This window comes from Pedobacter terrae (assembly GCF_036946585.1).
GTDB classification, from domain to species: Bacteria; Bacteroidota; Bacteroidia; order Sphingobacteriales; family Sphingobacteriaceae; genus Pedobacter; species Pedobacter terrae_C.
This window is the reverse complement of the sequence record NZ_JAQIIV010000005.1, coordinates 231,554-246,820: the sequence shown is the minus strand read 5'-3', so window position 1 is coordinate 246,820 and position 15,267 is coordinate 231,554. Positions and strand designations below refer to the sequence as shown.

General features: G+C 39.9%; 12 protein-coding genes. 7 read left to right on the top strand and 5 right to left on the bottom strand.

What is annotated here, in order from left to right; genetic code table 11:
* The 6 genes from PGN18_RS10125 to PGN18_RS10100 all read left to right on the top strand — a co-directional run bounded on the left by PGN18_RS10125 (window position 1) and on the right by PGN18_RS10100 (window position 8,278).
* Complete coding sequence (locus tag PGN18_RS10125) at window positions 1–1,647, top strand: UxaA family hydrolase (RefSeq protein ID WP_335319373.1); 1,647 nt, start codon at window positions 1–3, stop codon at window positions 1,645–1,647.
* A gap of 187 nt (window positions 1,648–1,834) precedes the next feature.
* Entirely contained in the window at window positions 1,835–3,235 is a 1,401-nt protein-coding gene (uxaC, locus tag PGN18_RS10120; RefSeq protein ID WP_335319372.1) for a glucuronate isomerase, read from the top strand.
* A 114-nt stretch (window positions 3,236–3,349) separates the two neighbouring features.
* The gene (locus PGN18_RS10115; protein WP_335319371.1) at window positions 3,350–4,399 is read left to right on the top strand and encodes a sugar kinase; all 1,050 of its coding nucleotides are present in this window, start codon (window positions 3,350–3,352) and stop codon (window positions 4,397–4,399) included.
* The gene (locus tag PGN18_RS10110; protein WP_335319370.1) at window positions 4,396–5,058 is read left to right on the top strand and encodes a bifunctional 4-hydroxy-2-oxoglutarate aldolase/2-dehydro-3-deoxy-phosphogluconate aldolase; all 663 of its coding nucleotides are present in this window, start codon (window positions 4,396–4,398) and stop codon (window positions 5,056–5,058) included. Before PGN18_RS10115 ends, PGN18_RS10110 begins: the two co-directional genes overlap by 4 nt.
* 29 nt (window positions 5,059–5,087) lie before the next feature.
* Window positions 5,088–6,533 (top strand): MFS transporter, encoded by a 1,446-nt coding sequence (locus PGN18_RS10105; protein ID WP_335319369.1) that lies wholly within the window; start codon window positions 5,088–5,090, stop codon window positions 6,531–6,533.
* Window positions 6,534–6,652: 119 nt separating this feature from the next.
* On the top strand, window positions 6,653–8,278 hold the full coding sequence (locus PGN18_RS10100) for an NADP-dependent glyceraldehyde-3-phosphate dehydrogenase (RefSeq protein WP_335319368.1): 1,626 nt from the start codon (window positions 6,653–6,655) through the stop codon (window positions 8,276–8,278).
* Between the two features lie 547 nt (window positions 8,279–8,825).
* Here PGN18_RS10100 and PGN18_RS10095 read toward each other — a convergent pair.
* The 5 genes from PGN18_RS10095 to PGN18_RS10075 form a co-directional block, all read right to left on the bottom strand.
* Window positions 8,826–9,566 (bottom strand): rhamnogalacturonan acetylesterase, encoded by a 741-nt coding sequence (locus PGN18_RS10095; RefSeq protein ID WP_335319367.1) that lies wholly within the window; start codon window positions 9,564–9,566, stop codon window positions 8,826–8,828.
* Window positions 9,567–9,570: 4 nt separating this feature from the next.
* Window positions 9,571–10,590: a pectinesterase family protein gene (locus PGN18_RS10090; RefSeq protein ID WP_335319366.1), complete on the bottom strand. Its 1,020-nt coding sequence runs from the start codon at window positions 10,588–10,590 to the stop codon at window positions 9,571–9,573.
* Between the two features lie 204 nt (window positions 10,591–10,794).
* Window positions 10,795–11,409 carry a rhomboid family intramembrane serine protease gene (locus PGN18_RS10085; RefSeq protein WP_335319365.1) on the bottom strand — a complete coding sequence of 205 codons (615 nt, stop codon included), beginning with the start codon at window positions 11,407–11,409 and terminating at the stop codon, window positions 10,795–10,797.
* Window positions 11,410–11,415: 6 nt separating this feature from the next.
* A complete protein-coding gene (locus PGN18_RS10080; RefSeq protein ID WP_335319364.1) occupies window positions 11,416–13,155 on the bottom strand; it encodes a M14 family zinc carboxypeptidase in 1,740 nt (579 codons plus the stop codon).
* Between the two features lie 19 nt (window positions 13,156–13,174).
* A complete protein-coding gene (locus PGN18_RS10075; protein ID WP_335319363.1) occupies window positions 13,175–13,900 on the bottom strand; it encodes a hypothetical protein in 726 nt (241 codons plus the stop codon).
* 57 nt (window positions 13,901–13,957) lie between these two features.
* Between PGN18_RS10075 and pepT the strand changes: the two genes are divergently transcribed.
* Window positions 13,958–15,211, top strand: coding sequence for a peptidase T (pepT, locus tag PGN18_RS10070; RefSeq protein WP_335319362.1), 1,254 nt, complete (start codon window positions 13,958–13,960; stop codon window positions 15,209–15,211).
* The last annotated feature ends 56 nt before the right edge of the window (window positions 15,212–15,267 follow it).

Below are 15,267 nucleotides of genomic sequence, written 5' to 3'. Positions count from 1 at the left end.
ATGGTTACTCGAATTTTAAAAATCCATCCTAACGATAATGTATTGGTTGCCCTGCAAAACCTGGCAAAAGGCGAAACTGTTATCCACGATGGAGAGGAATATACTTTACAGGATGACATCCCGGCCAAGCATAAATTTTTTATGCAGGATATGAATCCGGGCGATCACATTATGATGTATGGCGTGTTAGTTGGAAAAGCGCAGCACTTCATTCTTAAAGGTGGATTAATGGACACCGAAAATACCAAACATGCCTCTGATCCTTTCGAATTTCGTCCGTACCGTTATGAGTGGCAGGCACCAGATGTGGCTAAGTTTGAAGGCAGGACTTTTAACGGTTACATCCGTAGCGATGGCCGCGTGGGTACTGCAAATTATTGGTTGTTTATTCCGACCGTTTTCTGCGAGAACAGAAACCTGGATGTAATCCGTGAGGCTTTACACAACGAGTTGGGTTATGCAGTAACGGATAAATATAAATCATATGCACATCAACTGGTTGAGGCTTATAAAAACGGTGAAATTTTGGGTGAAGCTGATCCGGATTCTATCGGTTTGGCTAATCCATCTGCTGACCGTGTGTTTAAAAACGTTGATGGCATTAAATTTTTAAATCATCAGGGCGGTTGTGGTGGTACCCGTCAGGATGCTGCCGTATTAAGCAAGTTATTAGCTGCCTATGCCGATCATCCTAATGTTGCTGGTGTGACCGTGTTAAGCTTAGGCTGCCAGAATTTGCAGGTGCATGATTTTATGGAAGACCTGAAACAACGTAACCCTAATTTCGATAAACCTTTATTTGTTTTTGAGCAGCAACAATCGCAGAGCGAAGAACAGCTGGTAAAAGAAGCCATCCGTAAAACCTTTATCGGTTTAACTGAAGTCAATAAAATCGAGCGTCAGCCTGCGCCCTTAAGCAAATTGGTGTTGGGTGTAAAATGTGGTGGTAGCGATGGCTTTAGTGGAATCAGCGCCAACCCTGCTGTAGGCTATACCTCAGATTTATTGGTGGCCCTGGGCGGTACTGTGCTCCTTGCCGAGTTTCCTGAGCTTTGCGGTGCAGAACAACAATTAATCGACCGGACCAAAGATGAAACTGCCGCGCGTAAGTTTATCCAGTTAATGACGGCTTACAATCAATCGGCAGAAAATGTAGGTTCCGGATTTTTTATGAATCCGTCACCCGGTAATATTAAAGATGGTTTGATTACCGATGCCATAAAAAGTACCGGAGCAGCCAAAAAAGGTGGAACATCGCCGGTTGAAGATGTTTTGGATTATACCGAACCTGCTACAAAACCTGGTTTAAATCTGGTTTGTACGCCTGGAAATGATGTAGAGGCCACTACGGGTAAGGCTGCATCAGGCGCAACTTTAATTTTGTTTACTACGGGTTTAGGTACGCCAACGGGAAACCCGGTTTGTCCAACCATTAAAGTATCGACCAACAATGCGCTAACGAAACGCATGAGCGATATCATCGATATCAACTGCGGTCCGGTTATCGAAGGCGAAAAAACCATCGAACAAATGGGCGAAGATATCCTGGAATATTGCATTAGAGCAGCCAGTGGCGAAGTAATTCCTAAGGCCGTATTGCTTAACCAGGATGATTTTATTCCATGGAAAAGAGGGGTTAGTTTATAGTCTAGAGTCAATAGTCCGAAGTCTTGAGTCTTTTGGCCCAATCGCCGTGGTCTGTATCCCCACAGAACATAAATAGATAAAATACAAATTGAGTTCTGGTCTGTGGAGACACAGACCGGGGGCTAAATAAAACAGGAATAGATAAGTGATTTGATTATCTCAAACCTCTTATCTCAAATTACATAGCATGAAATCTTTTTTAGACGAAAATTTTCTTTTACAAAGCAAAACTGCTGAAAAGTTGTATCACAATTTTGCAAAATCATTGCCAATTATCGATTACCATAATCACCTTATTCCGGAGCAGATTGCCAATAATACGCAATTTGCCAATATCAGTCAGGTTTGGCTTGCGGGCGATCATTACAAATGGAGGGCAATGCGAGCCAATGGGGTGGATGAAAAATACATCACTGGAATAGGATCTGATTTTGAAAAATTTGAAAAATGGGCCGAAACCGTTCCCTATACTTTACGAAATCCACTATATCATTGGACACATTTAGAGCTTCAGCGCTATTTCGGAATAGAAGAGTTATTATCGGGAAAAACGGCACAGAAAATTTTCGACGAATGTTCAGCCAAACTGCAAACGCCAGAATATTCAGTTCGTGGTTTGTTGGCCAAAATGAATGTTGAGGCTGTTTGTACTACAGACGATCCTTTAGATAGCCTGAACTTTCATCAACAGTTGGCCAGAGAAGGTGTTAACCTTAAAATGTTGCCTGCTTTCCGTCCGGATAAGGCCATGAATAGTGATGATATTAAAGGTTTAAATGAATATATCGACAAACTGGAAAGTGTTGCCGATAAAACCATCAGCAGTTTTCAGGATTATATTGATGCTTTAAAAAGCCGTCATGATTACTTTGCAGCAAATGGCTGTTCGGTTTCTGATCATGGTTTAGAGCAGATTTATGCTGAGGACTATACTGATGCTGAAATCGCAGCAACCTTTGATAAGATCCGCAGTAAGCAAAATATTTCGTATCAAGAAAACCTGAAATTTAAATCGGCTATGTTGGTTTATTTCGCAGAATGGGATCATGAAAAGGGTTGGGTACAACAATATCACCTTGGTGCTTTGCGTAATAACAATGCCCGTATGTTAAGACAACTGGGGCCTGATACCGGCTGGGATTCGATCGGCGATTTTAGCCAGGCACGTATGCTATCTAAATTCTTAAACCGCCTGGATAATCAGGATAAATTGGCCAAAACCATTATTTACAACCTCAATCCGGCCGATAACGAATTAATTGCCGCCATGATTGGTAATTTTAACGATGGATCCGTTGCAGGTAAAGTACAGTTTGGTTCGGCCTGGTGGTTTTTAGATCAAAAAGATGGTATGATCAAACAGTTAAACGCACTGTCGAACATGGGGCTTTTAAGCCGCATGGTTGGTATGCTTACCGATTCGCGCAGTTTCCTTTCTTTCCCACGTCACGAGTACTTTAGACGGATTGTTTGTAACCTGTTTGGAGAAGATATAGAGAATGGCGAATTGCCTAACGACTTGGAATGGGTGGGCAAAATTGTGCAGGATATTTCGTATTTTAACGCAAAAAATTACTTTAAATTTTAACCAAAATCAGGCTTTAGAGGGACATTTTATTGAAATCAAATCATTTCAATCGTTTTCCTTTGATTTTCATCCGGTTGCCGAAAACAGGATGAAATATGCCGATCAGATACAAAAATGAGTACCCAAATATTTGCTTCATCAGAAAAAGGAAAAAAAGTTTTAAGCTTTGGTGAAATACTTTTACGCATCTGTCCGGATATGGATGGTGCATGGTTAAAAGAAAATAAATTGCCATTTTACGTGGGAGGTGCCGAGCTCAATGTAGCCACTGCCTTGGCCTTGTGGAATGTTCCTTCGGCCTACCTTTCGGCTGTGCCCGATAATTCAGTCACCCGCGAAATTGTAGATTACCTGAATGTCCGCAATATTGATACTACACCTATGGTTTACCACGGTGAACGCTTGGGTTTATACTATTTGCCTAAAGGGAAAGACCTTAAAAATGCAGGGGTAATTTATGACCGGGCCAATTCCGCCTATGCCGATTTAAAAGTTGGACAGATAAACTGGGACGAAGTTTTTGAAGATGTAGCCTGGTTTCATTTCAGCGCTATATGCCCAGCCATTAATCAGCATATTGCCGATGTTTGTTTGGAAGCATTAAAAGCGGCAAGTGCAAAAAATATTACCATTTCACTTGATCTGAACTACAGGGCAAAGCTTTGGAAATATGGAAAGGAACCGATTGATATTTTGCCAGAACTGGCTCAATATTGTACCCTGATTATGGGTAATGTTTGGGCCGCCAATAAAATGTTGGGTACTGCACTTCATAAAGATTTAACATCAACAGAAGGTTATGCAAAGGAAACGTTACTGCAACAGGCAACTGATACCTCTAAAGAAATATTAAGTTTGTTTCCGGCATGTAAAGCGGTTGCCAATACTTTCAGGTTCGATCATGGAAAGGGGATACGGTATTATACCGCCATTTACACGGAGAAAGAATTAACAGTTTCGGAAGAATATATGTCTGATGAAATTTTAGATAAAGTGGGTAGTGGAGATTGCTTTATGGCTGGCCTGATTTATGGCTTTTATAACCAGTTATCTACTAAAGAAACCATAAGTTTTGCAACAGCAGCAGCATACGATAAATTATATATTCCAAGTGACGCTACAACCAGTACGGTAGCCGATATTGAAAAAAGAATAATACAATGATTAGCAACAAGCACAAAATTTTAGATGCCATTTTAGAGCAAGGCATGTTACCACTTTTTTATCAGGATAGCGAATCAGGTAGTGTAGAAATATTACGTACCTTGTATAAAGCTGGTGTTCGTGTTTTCGAATATACTAATCGTGGTAAGTCGGCATTGTCGAACTTTAAGAAGTTAAAAGAAATCCGTGATGCAGAAATGCCAGATCTTTATCTGGGTATAGGAACCATTAAAACGTCTGCGGATGCCAATGCCTTTATCGAAGCCGGGACTGATTTTATTGTGGCTCCGATCGTTAATCCGGAAGTTGCTGAAATTGCAAATAAAATTGGCATGCTTTGGGTACCAGGTTGTATGACGCCAACCGAAATCAGCGTGGCACAAGAACACAAAGCCATGTTGATCAAAATTTTTCCGGCAAATATTTTAGGCCCTGAATTTATTTCATCAATTAAAGATCTTTTCGCCGGGCAGTTATTTATGCCAACAGGAGGTGTAGAAATTAATGCCGATAACTTAAAAACCTGGTTCAAAGCCGGGGTTTGTGCCGTTGGGATGGGCAGCAAATTAATTAGTAAAGATGTAATGAGCAAAGGGCTTTATGATGAGCTTTACGGCAACACCAAACTGGCGCTCGAACTCATCAGGCAAACCAAATAACCATTAATAGCTAACCACACACAACCGAAATGAGCCAAACCAAAATGAGCAAATACAGATGGACGATATGTGCACTGTTATTTGTTGCAACCACCATTAATTATTTAGATCGACAGGTACTCTCGCTTACATGGAAAGATTATTTTGTTCCCGAATTTCATTGGACAGATAGTGACTATGGAACCATTACGGCATTATTTTCACTTTTTTATGCCGGGTCAATGCTGGTAGCTGGACGTTTTGTTGATTGGATGGACACTAAAAAAGGTTTCCTTTGGGCAATTGGAATCTGGTCAATAGGTGCTTGTATCCATGCTTTTTGTGGTATTGCTACTTCTGGAATCATTACCGGCACATGGGCCATGAGTTTTGCGGATGCAAAACAGGCACTCTCTACGGTTGGTAATACCACATTAATTCTTTCAACCAGCCTTTCACTATTTATTTTTGCCCGTTTTGTACTGGCATTGGGTGAGGCAGGAAACTTTCCTGCCGCGATCAAAGCTACAGCCGAATATTTTCCTAAAAAAGACCGTGCATTTGCTACCAGTATTTTTAATGCAGGTGCAACAGTTGGTGCTTTGGCAGCCCCTGTTACCATTCCTTACATTGCCGATGCTTATGGCTGGGAAATGTCGTTTATTATCATTGGAGCCTTAGGTTTTATCTGGATGCTTTTCTGGATCTTACTTTATGGAAAGCCAGAAAACCACTCAAGGGTAAGTAAGGCTGAGCTAGCTTATATCCAACAGGATATTGTAGCACTCGATCAAGTTAGCGAAACGGTTACCGCAGCATCGCCTGTAAAAAAACTATCTTTTGTTGATTGCCTTAAGTTTAAACAAACCTGGGCCTTTGCGTTTGGTAAATTCATGACCGATGGTGTTTGGTGGTTTTATCTTTTTTGGTCGCCAGCCTACCTGAAAGATATTTATAAAATGAGCGGTACAGAAAGTGCTTTCCCATTATTTATATTATATGTAATCACCTTGTTATCGATTATTGGGGGGTGGTTACCATCTTATTTTATCGGCAAGAAAAATATGAATCCTTACGATGGCAGGATGAAATCCATGTTGATTTTTGCCTTTTTCCCTTTGTTAGCGTTATTGGCCCAACCTTTAGGGTACTATACCTACTGGTTGCCGGTAATTATTATTGGTATTGCGGGCGCCGCACACCAGGCTTGGTCGGCCAATATATTCACTACCGTAAGTGATATGTTCCCGCGCCAGGCTATCGCCACTGTAACCGGAATTGGCGGCATGGCAGGAGGCGTAGGGTCATTTTTCATCAATAAAGGTTCTGGTGTGCTATTTACCTATGCAGGTGATACACAGATGACTTTTATGGGTTTCCAAGGTAAAGAAGCTGGTTATTTTATCGTTTTCTCTTTCTGTGCGGTGGCTTACCTAGTTGGCTGGATGGTAATGAAGACACTTGTTCCAAAATATAAAGTAATAGAAGTTAAATAATTCAATCCCTAAAAGATTTAGGCAATATTATTGTGCCTAAATCTTTGATGCTTTTTTTAAAACGTTAATCTATACTTAAACTATGGATTTAACATTAATTTAACCTAACAACAATAAAATTGAGTACAACGCTAAACCTCGAAAGTATTTTCGTTGAAGAGAGCCAGATTCCAGATGAATTTAGGCTTAAGGAAGAAATCAATCAAAAAGAGTTTCTTTCTAATGGAGAAATGAAGCCATGGAATGGGCCTTTTAATGAAGTATTTTCTCCAGTATGCATAAAAACCCCTGAAGGTTTAAAACGAAAGCGCATTGGTAGTTTCCCTGTTTGTACAGAGAAAGAGTCGACCGAAGCATTAGATGCAGCAGTAGCGGCGTATGACAATGGTCGCGGACAGTGGCCAACCATGAGTGTAGCCGATCGCATTAGCTGTGTAGAAAACTTTACACATAAAATGATTGAGCAAAAGGAAATTGTTGCCAAATTAATTATGTGGGAAATTGGAAAATCTTATGCCGATTCGGTTAAAGAATTTGACCGTACGGTTGAATACATCTACGCCACCATTGATGCATTGAAAGATATCGACAGACAGTCATCCCGTTTTGAAATAGAGCAGGGCATCGTGGCCCAGGTGCGCCGTTCTCCGCTAGGGGTAGTACTTTGTATGGGGCCATTCAACTATCCGTTAAACGAGACTTTTACTACGCTGATCCCAGCTTTGATTATGGGCAATACGCTTTTATTCAAACCACCTAAGCACGGTACGTTATTGCACTATCCTTTACTGGAGGCTTTCCGTTCAAGTTTCCCTAAAGGTGTTGTGAATACCATTTATGGTCGTGGAAATACCATCGTTCCGGGTCTGATGAAATCGGGTAAAATTAATGTACTTACTTTAATTGGTTCAAGTAAGGTGGCCAACGAACTGAAAAAACTGCATCCTAAAGTAAACCGTTTAAGAGCGATTTTAGGTTTGGATGCAAAAAATGCAGCGATTATCACTAAAGACGCAGATCTTGATCTGGCAGTTTCTGAAACAGCACTGGGTTCGCTTTCTTTTAACGGACAACGTTGTACTGCCATTAAAATCGTTTATGTACACCGCAGTTTGGCGCAGGAATTTTTGAAACGTTTATCGGCCGAAGTAGAAAAACTGCAATTTGGCATGCCTTGGGAAAAGGGCGTAAACCTTACACCACTGCCTGAGCTGAACAAACCTGAGTATTTAAAGGAATGTATTGATGATGCCGTTGCGCATGGTGCTAAAGTGATCAATAAAAATGGTGGACAAACCTTAGAAACTTTTGTTTATCCGGCAATTGTTTATCCGGTAAACGGAAATATGAAACTCTATCGGGAAGAACAGTTTGGCCCAATTGTTCCGGTTGTTCCATTTGATGACCTGGAAGAGCCTATCGAGTATTTAATTGATTCGCCACACGGCCAGCAGGTAAGCATTTTCAGTAACAACGCTGCGGTAATCTCGTCGTTGATCGATCCTTTGGTTAACCAGGTAAGTAGGGTAAATATCAATTGCCAATGCCAACGCGGACCGGATGTTTTCCCTTTTACAGGGCGCAAAGATAGTGCTGAAGGAACCCTTTCTGTAGTAGATGCACTACGTTCATTTTCGATCCGTTCTTTGGTAGCAACCAAATTTACAGATGATAATAAAAAGTTATTGAACGAAATTGTTAAAGGAGATGATTCGAACTTTTTAAGTACGAAGTATATTTTTTAGTGGCTAGTTTACTAGCATAGATTGTCATTGCGAGGAGGAACGACGAAGTAATCTTTATGCGTAAGCTAATAGCGATCGTTGTAAGATTGCCAGCCTGTTGCCGGCAGGCTTCGTCGGCAGAAAAAGCCTCCTCGCAATGACGATTTTTCAGTTTTATATTCTTGGTTGTCATTCTGAACGCAGTAAATATCCCCAAGCGATGAAAGTCAGAACCCAGATTAACTTATTCTTAAGATTAATTATTGGAAAGGTCAGTCCGTTTAACTCAAAGATCCTTCACTGCGTTTCCATTTATAGAATCCACTAGTACGGTCGTCACTCTCGCGCATGCGGGGATCTTAAAACGTTTACATTAAGATCCCCAATCAAGTTGGGAATGACGATCTCTCGAGGGATATTTGTCAATCTTAATGATTTTTATAAAATAAATTATCCTTTAGGATGACAATTAATGTGATTTTATACCCACTCTGTTTACCAGGTGTACATTTCTACATGTACCAGGTGTTAAAAAAGATCCTTCACTAGTTTAGGACGACAAATAATTTTACTTTAAACGCTTCACTAGGGTCAATTTTAACTCCCTAATCCCTTTCACTACCAAACCAGCAACCTGTTTGGCACCTTCCGGACTTAAATGTGTATCGTCCTTTTTGCCCTTCGGATAATTGACATGTCCCGAATCAACATAGTTGAATAATTTGACGGATGGCTCATCTCCCAGGTGGGTCAATAAACTTCTGGTTTTTGCAAGCATATCAATTAAAGGCACCTGAAGTGAATCGGCCACCTGATGGGTAATGCTCGGATAATCTCCATGAGAATTTATTAGCATTCCATTTTTAAAACTTCTGCGGGAGATCGGCGTGAGTAAAACCGGAAAGGCGTTTTTGCTTCTGGTTTCTTTAACGTAGTTAATTAAATTTGTTTTAAAATCGGCCAACGAAACGCCGACTGCAGGTTTGTCAACTTTTTCATCGTTATGTCCAAATTCGATGAAAACATAATCGCCAGGATTTAATTGTGCCAATATCGGGTCCCAATGCTTTTCAGCCCTGAACGATTTGGTACTTCTGCCGTTCAACGCCCGGTTATCAACCGTAACATCGGTTTTAAAATAAGATTGCAGCTCCATGCCCCAGCCCGTTTCGGGGTATGCATTTTCTTTTTTATTGGCGGCGGTAGAATCGCCTATGATGTACAGTTTTGTTTTCTTTTGCTGGAGGACAAAGGAGCATAAAATGGATAGAGCGCCTACTGCAAAAATCCTAAAGAAGTTTGTTCTCATTTTATTAATTTTTAATCGGATTCCAATGATCTGTTCCGCCAAGTATATTCTTTAACGTGTAACTCTTTGCCTCTTTATGGCTGAGCTGTTTTGCCCAGGGTAACCTCGTTTTCGGGGAGGCGCCGTCACCATTATTTTTATATTCAGCGTAAAAAGCAGTTAATTCCTTATTTGGAAACATCAAATCGCCTTTCCATGGATTCCAGCCTTCTGGTAAAATGTGTTTACCGAGGTTGCAATTGATGAATACTGTTTTTGCATAAGGTCGCCATGGCCTGCCCAAATAAACTTTGCTTACTGTTGAATCTGCAATAAGTTTGCAGTTAAGAAAAACAAATCCAAATTTTTGTTGTGCTGAAGTTGAGGCAGCGGTAATGTAAGAATCGCTTAAACTTTTGATGGTACAATTTTGAAAGATGACTGTAGCCCTACCAAAAATAAAATCTGTGGTGCCTTCAATATAACAGTTTAGATAGTATTGTCTGCTATTTTCAACCGCAGCATAAAGGGTATCCTGGTTACCCAGAAACCTGCAGTTTTTTGCTATAAAACGGTCGCTTTCTACATGCAAGGCAACGGCTTGGCCAACCCTGCCTGCAGAATTAATAATAGTTAGATTTTCGAGATGAACATCGTTACCCTGGACCAGTACGGTAAATGAGGTGTAAGTGCTGAATTTCCTATTGCCAAACTGGTCGTTACCTGCTGGATTAGGTTTACCTGAATAATCATCATTAATGATAATGGTGTTTTCGGCACTTTCTCCAATAAGGGCAATTTTGATTTTCCACGATGGAATAACCAACTTTTCTTTATAAATGCCGTTTTTAATATAAATTTTAACTTCCTGCTCACCTAAATCGCGTACTGAATTTACGGCTTCCTGTATGGTTTTATAATTTGCACTCCCATCCTGAGCAACGGTTATGCTTGATGGATATTTGGGATCCTGAGCGTAAACCCTTAAACAAATGGTGATGTAAAGAAAGAGGTTGGCAATGACATGGGTTAGTACTGATTTCATCAATTGACAGAAAAAATTCTTTAAGCTAAATTTTTGCAAAAAAAGAGGTTGTATTATAACTAAATTATTCCTCATGATGACAGACCAGCGATAAAGATTATAGAATGTTGTTATGAAAGCATTAAAGAGCAGATGGCTTAACAAGCATATGTTAGATGATACCCCAAAAATCCATTTAGTCCTAATTGAGTTTGACGAACTCAACTACCTCCCACCCGTTAATATCGCAATAAAGTTTTGTAGAATGCCTGGCACGAATATAATCGTAAAAATCAATCCGGTTAATGCACCAAAAAAGTGTGCATCATGATTAATATGATCCCTTGAGTTACGGGAAGCATAAGCACAATAAATTAAATATATAATGCCAAAAACTACGGCAGGGATCCCGATCGGGATAAACATGATATAAATTTTAGACATTGGGTTATACAAAATGTAACTAAAGAGTACTGCACTGATTGCTCCTGACGCACCGAGGCTATTGTAATTAAAGTTATCTTTATGTTTGATCACCGTTGGAAGATCGCTCAGCACCAAACCCAACAAGTAAAGCAATCCAAAGCGCCAGCTCCCCATCATACTTTCAAGTGCAAAAGCAAAAGCGTAAAAGGTAAACATGTTAAAAAACAGGTGCATCCAATCAGCATGTATAAGTCCGCTGGTAATTAAAGTATACACATTCTGCCCTTTTGAAACGCTATAGGGATGTAGCATAAACTTCCCATAAATCGAGTTATCATAGAAAGCGTATAGACTGGTAATAATGGTAAAAACAAAAATTACGGAAGCCACGGGGGCTATGTTGAAGTATTCCATTTTGGCTTATTTTAAATCCAGTTTTACATCTGAAACTAAACGTGCAACCGGGTATCTGTTATGTGTTTTTTCGTAATAATCAGAATTTTTATACACAAAATCAAGTTGTGCGGCAGCATTCTTTGCAAATTCGGGGTCAGCCAACTTTTTGGCTTCCAGTTTACTTTTTAAGTTAGGGTTGTTTTTTAGCAGTTCTGCGGCCGTATCTTCAAAAACATAGGCCGAGTAGTGTTCTTTCATATCCAAAATAGAATCGAAAAAATTCCAGTTGAAATAAGAATCTGTAGCCTGGGGTTCTAAAGTTTCTACAATATACCGGTTACTAGGTTGGTTTACATAAACCACATAGTCTCCGGCATAATATTGCAGTCGCTGCGGAACAGTATTGACTGTTACACCGGAGTGCAGGTAATGACCTTCGTATGGACGCGTCACCGTTTTAAAATCGCCGATATAATAGCTGTCAACAACAATTTTCTGATCGCTTTTTAATTCTTTGAGCTTAACCTGATTTAGTTTAAGCAGCGTAATTACCCGATCCCAGGCTTTTGGAATGATGTAGGCAACGGGCTTTTGGACAGATAGTGCAGGTTCATATTTATTCCATTCTTTAATGGTTTTGGAGTAAGGCTTGTTACGATCATAGTATAAACGATCAGTGCCACTTATGGTGCTGGGTCTTTGCCCTGCTTCAAACCCCTTAAAAATGATGTCATTAACCTCACTTTTATTCAGTTTCCATGCTAAAGGGAATTCTTTTTGGGCAGCCACAGTCTCGTCGGCCTTTCGCTTATTTGCCCCAATAATTTTGGAATCCCTTTCTAGTACCTGGATAAAGGTTTGCAAAAGCTTGTAAGTAGCATCTACGCGTAAATCGTACGATTTTAACATATGGGTTTCGGGCATAAAACCAATGGTATTGTGCAACGTGGTATAACCCGTGGAGTAACGTGGCGATTCAATAAAACCTGTTATCCCGGTTTCTGGGGTTTCACCTATTGAGTTTACATAGGGGATCATCGGATAACCTAATCTTGCCATTCGGGCATATAAATCAGGCACCAAAGTTTTGGTTAAATAACCAGAAAGTATGTGATTTAACTTATCTTTCTGTGTTGGGATAAGTGTCATCACATATTGATAATCGGCCCCATTGCTGGTATGAGTATCTACAAATATCTCAGGCTGCCAGGTGTTAAAAATAAGTTGAAATGTGGCTGAATTTTTCGAGTCTGTTTTAATGAAATCGCGGTTCAGATCAAGGTTTTTGCTATTGCCCCTAAAACCATAAGCAATTGGCCCGTTCTGGTTAGCCCTTGATGTTCCACTACGGTTAAAACTGCCATCAATATTGTAAAGTGGAATGATGCAGATGACTACATCTTTTGGCAGTTTACCAGTTTTAAGCAGGTCGCGCGACAGCATCATCGATGCATCTATACCCTCTGGCTCGCCTGGGTGAATGCCATTATTAATCAATAAAATCCGTTTATTTTGCTTCCTGATCTGCACAGGGTCGAAAATCCGATCACGCGACATAACCAATAAGTGTAAAGGCTTTCCAAAATCGGTACGCCCGTAGGTTAGCAGTTTAGCTTCTGGATAGCTTTTATCCAGTTTTTCGTAATAAGCTATGGCTTCAGTGTAGGTTGTAGTTGCTGTTTTTCCACTTAATTCGAAAGGCGATTGCTGTGCCGTCGCAGTTAATGAAAAAGAAAGTATAAAAACTAATAATAATATTCTCATGCTATTAATAAAATAGAGTTTATAGCGTTTTATGATAGGAACGAACGCTTCCGAACATATATCTGAAGCCTACAGTAATCGAATTGTACATATCAGGGTAAGTATTGTTGGATGTTAGCCTAGACTCATTATAACCATCTAAGCCTTCGCCAAAAGTGAAGTTAGATTGCGCATTAACATTAATTACATACCTCATATAACCAAAGGAATCTTTAATGTAATAGTTAAAACCTAAATTTATCGGCACTAATACGTTAATGCTTTTATCTTCCCCGCCAAAGCGTTGATTGTTGGAAACGGATGTCTTCGGTGGATATCTTGCTATATTAGATAGGTTATTATTTATTATTCCCAAGCCGATACCAAGATATAGCCCCCTCATATTATAAAGCAATCCGCTCTGGTTATAATTAACCAATTCCCCCAACATCAGTTTTAGGTTAGCTGTAAGCGAGGTGTATTTATTGACAAACCAACGGCCCGATGGATCTTTAACCGCAATCCCTCCTTTAATCCTTCCGTATTGCCCTTCCAATCCCATTGTTACGAAAGGGGTTATGTGGTAATCAAAAACACCATAAACGATTTTCCCATAATCTCCCTGATATACATCGGTATATGATTTATTCATCCCGCCGCCAAAACCATACGACATTTTAAAATAGTTGGATTGTGCAAAAGAAAAACTTCCAATAAAAATAAGCAGGAGGGTAATGTAGATAGCTCTGAACGGATGAAAAATCATATCTTTTTTACAAAAATAAGATGATTATCGGATATCTATAACTTTTACCTTTGAATTATGAACACATACACCAACTTTAACAAATCGCTTGAGCAGCGGTTTATAAGATATGTTAAAATTGATACCCAATCTGATCCAAACTCTCCTGCCTGCCCTTCGACCCTAAAACAAAAGAACTTAGGTAAAGTATTGGTTGAGGAGTTGTTAGAAATGGGCATTTCTGATGTTGAAATAGATGATAACGGCTATGTTTATGGTACTATTCCGTCAAATACAGATAAGCAATTACCTGTGATTTTCTTTTGTTCACACATGGATACCTCACCTGATTGCAGCGGTGAAAATGTTAGACCGATTATTCATAATAATTATCAGGGACAAGACTTGATTCTGCCAGATGATCATCATATTGTAATCAAACTTGCAGAACATAAAGACCTCAAACAGCAGCTTGGCAATGATATTATTACCGCAAGTGGAACAACTTTATTAGGGGCAGATAATAAGGCGGGATTAGCTGAAATTATGGAAGCAGCGGCTTTTTTAATGAAAAATCCGGAGGTGAAACACGGAACCATCAAAATCCTTTTCACTCCTGATGAAGAGATCGGTAGAGGGGTAGACAAAGTTAATTTAAAGAAACTAGGAGCAGATTTTGGTTATACCATTGACGGGGAAACACTGGGGTCTATTGAAGATGAAACTTTTTCTGCAGATGGGGCTACCCTTAAAATTTCTGGCGTGAGTACGCATCCGGGTTTTGCAAAAGGAAAGATGGAAAGTGCGATTAAGATCATCGCCCAGATTATAGATTCGCTGCCAAAAGATACCCTTACACCGGAAGTTACATACCAAAAAGAAGGATTTATCCATCCGGTAAGTATAAACGGACAGGTAGAAGAGGCTGAGGCACAGTTTATCATCAGGGATTTTACAGATGAAAAATTAGCTGCGCATGGCCAGTTTCTGGAAGAAACCATTAAAAGAGTAATGACTAACTATCCAAAGTCCAGCTATAAGCTTGATATTAAAGCACAATACCGCAATATGAAACAGGTTTTAGATCAGCATCCTAAAATTGTACAATATGGCATTGAGGCAATTGAACGAGCTGGTGTAGTACCAAAACAGCAGAGTATCCGTGGTGGAACCGATGGCTCACGACTTTCCTTTATGGGTTTACCATGCCCCAATATTTTTGCCGGAGAACATGCCTTTCATAGCAAGCAGGAATGGGTTAGCGTACAGGATATGGAAAAGGCTGTACAAACCATTATTAATATTGCGTGTATATGGGAGGAGCGTGGTTAGTATGAAGTCAAAAGTCATGAGTCTGGAGTCAATTCAGTCCAATGATTTTCCCTTAT

Bases quoted from the DNA above. Each gene is read 5' to 3' on its own strand.
- PGN18_RS10095 (WP_335319367.1), bottom strand. From the start codon at position 9,566: ATGAGAACAAACTTCTTTAGGATTTTTGCAGTAGGCGCTCTATCCATT.
- PGN18_RS10075 (WP_335319363.1), bottom strand. From the start codon at position 13,900: ATGATTTTTCATCCGTTCAGAGCTATCTACATTACCCTCCTGCTTATT.
- PGN18_RS10115 (WP_335319371.1), top strand. From the start codon at position 3,350: ATGAGTACCCAAATATTTGCTTCATCAGAAAAAGGAAAAAAAGTTTTA.
- PGN18_RS10125 (WP_335319373.1), top strand. From the start codon at position 1: ATGGTTACTCGAATTTTAAAAATCCATCCTAACGATAATGTATTGGTT.
- uxaC (WP_335319372.1), top strand. From the start codon at position 1,835: ATGAAATCTTTTTTAGACGAAAATTTTCTTTTACAAAGCAAAACTGCT.
- PGN18_RS10110 (WP_335319370.1), top strand. From the start codon at position 4,396: ATGATTAGCAACAAGCACAAAATTTTAGATGCCATTTTAGAGCAAGGC.
- PGN18_RS10080 (WP_335319364.1), bottom strand. From the start codon at position 13,155: ATGAGAATATTATTATTAGTTTTTATACTTTCTTTTTCATTAACTGCG.
- PGN18_RS10105 (WP_335319369.1), top strand. From the start codon at position 5,088: ATGAGCCAAACCAAAATGAGCAAATACAGATGGACGATATGTGCACTG.
- PGN18_RS10085 (WP_335319365.1), bottom strand. From the start codon at position 11,409: ATGGAATACTTCAACATAGCCCCCGTGGCTTCCGTAATTTTTGTTTTT.
- pepT (WP_335319362.1), top strand. From the start codon at position 13,958: ATGAACACATACACCAACTTTAACAAATCGCTTGAGCAGCGGTTTATA.
- PGN18_RS10090 (WP_335319366.1), bottom strand. From the start codon at position 10,590: ATGAAATCAGTACTAACCCATGTCATTGCCAACCTCTTTCTTTACATC.